The sequence below is a fragment of the Acinetobacter lactucae genome, assembly GCF_013344765.1.
Lineage (GTDB): Bacteria > Pseudomonadota > Gammaproteobacteria > Pseudomonadales > Moraxellaceae > Acinetobacter > Acinetobacter lactucae_A.
Window position 1 is genome coordinate 1 of record NZ_JABVBF010000219.1, and the last position, 4,612, is coordinate 4,612.

At 41.1% G+C, this 4,612-nt stretch carries 3 protein-coding genes and 1 tRNA gene; 1 reads left to right on the plus strand and 3 read right to left on the minus strand.

Annotated features, from left to right (window positions below; translation table 11 throughout):
- Positions 1 to 231: 231 nt before the first annotated feature.
- Together HUN22_RS15665 and HUN22_RS15670 are read right to left on the minus strand one after the other, a co-directional pair.
- A tRNA-Ser gene (locus HUN22_RS15665) sits at positions 232 to 321 on the minus strand.
- A gap of 85 nt (positions 322 to 406) precedes the next feature.
- Entirely contained in the window at positions 407 to 2,437 is a 2,031-nt protein-coding gene (locus HUN22_RS15670) for an NADPH-dependent 2,4-dienoyl-CoA reductase (protein WP_174731260.1), read from the minus strand.
- 298 nt (positions 2,438 to 2,735) lie between these two features.
- Here HUN22_RS15670 and argG point away from each other — a divergent pair, with 298 nt between their 5' ends.
- Positions 2,736 to 4,094 carry an argininosuccinate synthase gene (argG, locus tag HUN22_RS15675; RefSeq protein WP_079748292.1) on the plus strand — a complete coding sequence of 453 codons (1,359 nt, stop codon included), beginning with the start codon at positions 2,736 to 2,738 and terminating at the stop codon, positions 4,092 to 4,094.
- A 59-nt stretch (positions 4,095 to 4,153) separates the two neighbouring features.
- Here argG and HUN22_RS15680 read toward each other — a convergent pair.
- On the minus strand, positions 4,154 to 4,612 hold a 459-nt coding region (locus tag HUN22_RS15680; protein ID WP_174731263.1), incomplete at its 5' end, for a diguanylate cyclase.

Sequence of the window (4,612 nt, forward strand, 5' to 3'; positions counted from 1 at the left end):
GGATATAGCTCATCAACTTAAGAAACGTGCTCTTTTAAGCGTCAATATAGATTTTGAAAATTAATAAAAGAGGGTTTAAGAAAACTTCAAGAAATCTAAACGATAATCCAAAATCATCTAAATCAATCTTATTGTAACTATCCCTATCCAAATTTTTATGTGGGTTATTATGTGGGACAAAATTAAGATCATAAAAAAAGCCCTTGCAAAACAAGGGCTTTTTTAGAATTTTGGCGGAAGCGGTGAGATTCGAACTCACGGAGGACTCACACCCTCGTCGGTTTTCAAGACCGGTGCATTAAACCGCTCTGCCACGCTTCCATGTGCGTAAGAATACAAAGCTTATTCATTTTATTCAAGAAAAATATCATCGCTTTGTGTTCAAGTGCATATTGTTTCATCAATTTTACAATCGAGCAGCTAATTCTGCTCCTTCTTTGATCGCACGCTTCGCATCTAGCTCTGCTGCGAGCTTTGCTCCACCAATAATATGGTAGTTAGCGATTGTCGACTCACCTTCTTTTGGCATCAAGTCTTTTACCGACTCTTGCCCTGCACACACTACAATGGTATCTACACGTAAAAGCTGATCTTGACCGTTGTGTTCAATCCAAAGCCCTTCCTCAGTGACTGCTTTATATTGCACACCGCGTAACATACGTACACCATGCTTTTTAAGCTGTGCACGATGTACCCAACCCGAAGTTTTGCCAAGGCCAATACCAAGTGGTGTTGTTTTACGTTGCAATAAATAAATTTCACGGATTGCCGGCTCAACGACTGGCGGTTGCATTCCACCTTCAGAAACATAGTTTGGATCTGGGTCCACACCCCATTCACGTTGCCACTCGGCTAAAGGTTGAGGCTGAGGTTGATGTGGAGGTTTAAGCAAAAACTCAGACACATCGAAACCAATACCACCTGCACCAATCACTGCTACTTTTTGCCCAACTTCTGCCCCTTTTAAAACTTGAGCATAGGAAAGGACTTGCGGTGCATCACTTCCTTCAATTTTTAATGCACGAGGAATTACACCCGTTGCAACAATCACTTCATCAAAACCTTCACGTTCAAGCTGCTCACGGTTCACGCGAGTATTTAAACGTACATCCACCCCTGTTTTTTCTAGTTGAACTTTAAAGTAGCGAATTGTTTCGTGGAATTCTTCTTTACCCGGTACAACCTTGGCAAAGTTAAATTGACCACCAACTTCCGAGGTCGCTTCAAATAAAGTGACCGCATGACCACGGCTTGCCGCAACGGTTGCCGCGGACATACCTGCTACACCACCGCCTACAACAGCAATACGTTTAGGCTGCTTTGTTTTTAAATAAACTAGTTCTGTTTCATGTCCTGCACGCGGGTTCACTAAACATGACACACGCTTATTTTTAAAAGCATGGTCTAAACAAGCTTGGTTACACGCAATACAGGTATTGATTTCATCAACGCGATTAGTCGCAGTTTTATTTACCCAAAATGCGTCGGCCAATAAAGGACGTGCCATTTGAACCATATCTGCTTTGCCAGTTGCCAAAATTTCTTCGGCAGTTTCAGGCATGTTAATTCGGTTTGACGCAATAATCGGAATAGAAATATGTTGTTTTACATGAGCCGTGTAATCGACAAAAGCTGCACGGGGCACAGATGTTACAATGGTCGGAACACGAGCTTCATGCCAACCGATGCCGGTATTTAATAAAGTGACACCCGCCTTTTCTAAAGCTTTTGCAACAGTCACCACTTCTTGCATGGTATTACCATCATGAACTAAATCGAGCAACGACAAGCGGAAACAGATAATAAATTTTTCGCCAACTTTTTCACGAATCGCCTTTACGACTTCGACTGGAAAGCGCATACGGTTTTCAATCTCGCCGCCCCAACGGTCAGTACGCTGGTTCACATGGCTACTTAAAAACTGGTTAATGAGATAACCTTCCGAGCCCATAATTTCAACGCCGTCATAGCCCGCTTTTTTGGCAATATCAGCACAATGTGCATAGTCATCAATCGTACTTAATATATTTTTGTCAGATAGTTCACGCGGTTTAAATGGTGAAATCGGCGATTTGATCGGACTAGAAGATACAGCAAAAGGTTGATAACCATAACGGCCAGCATGCAAAATTTGCATTAAAATTTTTGAACCATGCTTATGCACAGCATGTGTAACCAGACGGTGCTGCGGAATATCGGTTAAACCATTCATGGTTCCACCCATTGGGAGTAGCCAACCTTGACGGTTCGGAGAAATCCCTCCAGTCACAATCAGGCCAACCCCACCTTTGGCACGCTCTTCAAAATAAGCTGCCAGTTTTGGGTAGTTGTAAAAACGGTCTTCAAGCCCCGTATGCATGGAACCCATCACCACACGGTTTTTAATGGTGGTAAAGCCTAAATGTAATGGTTTTAATAAATTGGCGTAACTTGTCATGCTGCGTCCCAATAATTTTTTGCAACTTGTTGCATAGTACTTTAATACTTTTTTGATAATTTTGGATGACCATGCAAAGAAATTTATCGGAGCTTATGGTCAATCCATTTATTTAGTGAACAATACTTCATTCTCCTCTTCGTATTCTATAAATAGCCTTATATTTTTTATCAAATTAAAACTTCAAATCAGAACAAGTGAATTAATGCTTTTTTTGCGAAAAAAAGCACCATGAATAGTGCTACAATAGCCGCCATTCAGAATTCTCAAGACCGCCTATATGGGGTCTTTTTCATAAATGTTAGGATTAGCAATGACTGATAATGCAACTATCTTGCAGCATGTACCAGTAGGCAAAAAAGTTGGGATTGCCTTCTCCGGAGGCCTAGACACTTCAGCTGCCTTATTGTGGATGAAACAAAAAGGCGCAGAACCTTATGCATATACTGCAAACTTAGGTCAGCCTGATGAAGATGACTATGATGCAATTCCAAAGAAAGCAGAACAATACGGCGCTGTAAAAGCTCGCTTAATTGACTGCCGCTTACAACTTGCGCTTGAAGGTATTGCTGCAATTCAGTGTGGTGCATTCCATATCAGTACAGGTGGCGTTCCATATTTCAATACGACTCCATTAGGTCGTGCAGTAACGGGTACAATGTTAGTTACTGCAATGAAAGAAGATGACGTAAACATCTGGGGTGACGGTTCAACTTATAAAGGTAACGATATTGAACGTTTCTATCGTTATGGTTTGTTGACTAACCCGAATCTTAAAATTTATAAGCCTTGGTTAGATCAAAACTTCATCGACGAACTCGGTGGCCGTGCAGAAATGTCACAGTTCCTGATCGACAACGGCTTTGACTATAAAATGTCAAAAGAAAAAGCGTACTCAACTGACTCAAACATGTTGGGCGCGACTCACGAAGCAAAAGATCTTGAATACCTAAACGCTGGTATCAAAATCGTTGACCCAATTATGGGCGTTGCTTTCTGGAAAGAAGAAGTTGAAATTACACCAGAAGAAGTAACTGTACGTTTTGAAGAAGGTGTACCTGTTGCATTAAACGGTCAAACTTTTGACAATCCAGTTGAGCTTATTCTTGAAGCAAACCGTATTGGTGGCCGTCATGGCTTAGGTATGTCTGACCAAATCGAAAACCGTATTATCGAAGCGAAATCTCGTGGTATCTATGAAGCACCAGGTATGGCTCTTCTTCATATTGCTTACGAGCGTTTGGTTACTGGTATTCATAACGAAGACACGATCGAACAATACCGCATTAACGGTTTACGTTTAGGTCGTTTACTTTACCAAGGCCGCTGGTTCGACTCTCAAGCGCTTATGTTGCGTGAAACTGCACAGCGTTGGGTTGCTAAAGCAATTACTGGTGAAGTGACGCTTGAACTTCGTCGTGGTAATGACTACACCATCATGAACACTGAATCTCCAAACTTAACGTATGAAGCTGAACGTTTAACAATGGAAAAAGGTGATTCAATGTTTACGCCAATGGACCGTATTGGTCAGTTGACTATGCGTAACCTCGACATTACCGATACACGTGCAAAACTTGGGATCTATACAGATGCTGGTTTGCTTTCAATCGGTCAAGGTTCTGCTGTGCCACAACTCGATAGCAAGAAAAAATAATTTCTTACTTAATAAAAAGCCACCGACAAAGGTGGCTTTTTTATTTCAAGACTTAAAGTTTAAACAAGTTCTGCCACTTCCAACGGTTGATAATAAATCTGGTTACGTCCAAGTTGTTTAGCCCGATACAAAGCTTGATCCGCAGCGTGAATTAATTTTTCCTGATTTACTCTAAAACCTTCTGTATAAACAGTAAAACCTAAACTAATCGTAACATGCTTAGAAACTAAAGATGCGGCATGAGGAATCGCTTGGCGCTCAATTGCTTTATAAATATTTGCAGCTACTGCATAGGCACCTTGAGCAGATGTTTTCGGCAACAGCACCACAAATTCCTCTCCGCCATAACGCGCAACAAAATCGACATGACGAATCGAATTTTTAATTGCTGCTGCAATGCTAGAGATGACTTTATCCCCCATCTGATGCCCATAAAAGTCGTTATAGTTTTTAAAAAAATCAATATCAATAAATAAAACAGCTAAAGGACGTTTCTCTTGATTTGCACGGTAATAGAA

What these genes read in the sequence shown, in the direction of transcription:
- HUN22_RS15670 (WP_174731260.1), bottom strand. Translation starts at nt 2,437, where the DNA reads ATGACAAGTTACGCCAATTTATTAAAACCATTACATTTAGGCTTTACC.
- argG (WP_079748292.1), top strand. Translation starts at nt 2,736, where the DNA reads ATGTTAGGATTAGCAATGACTGATAATGCAACTATCTTGCAGCATGTA.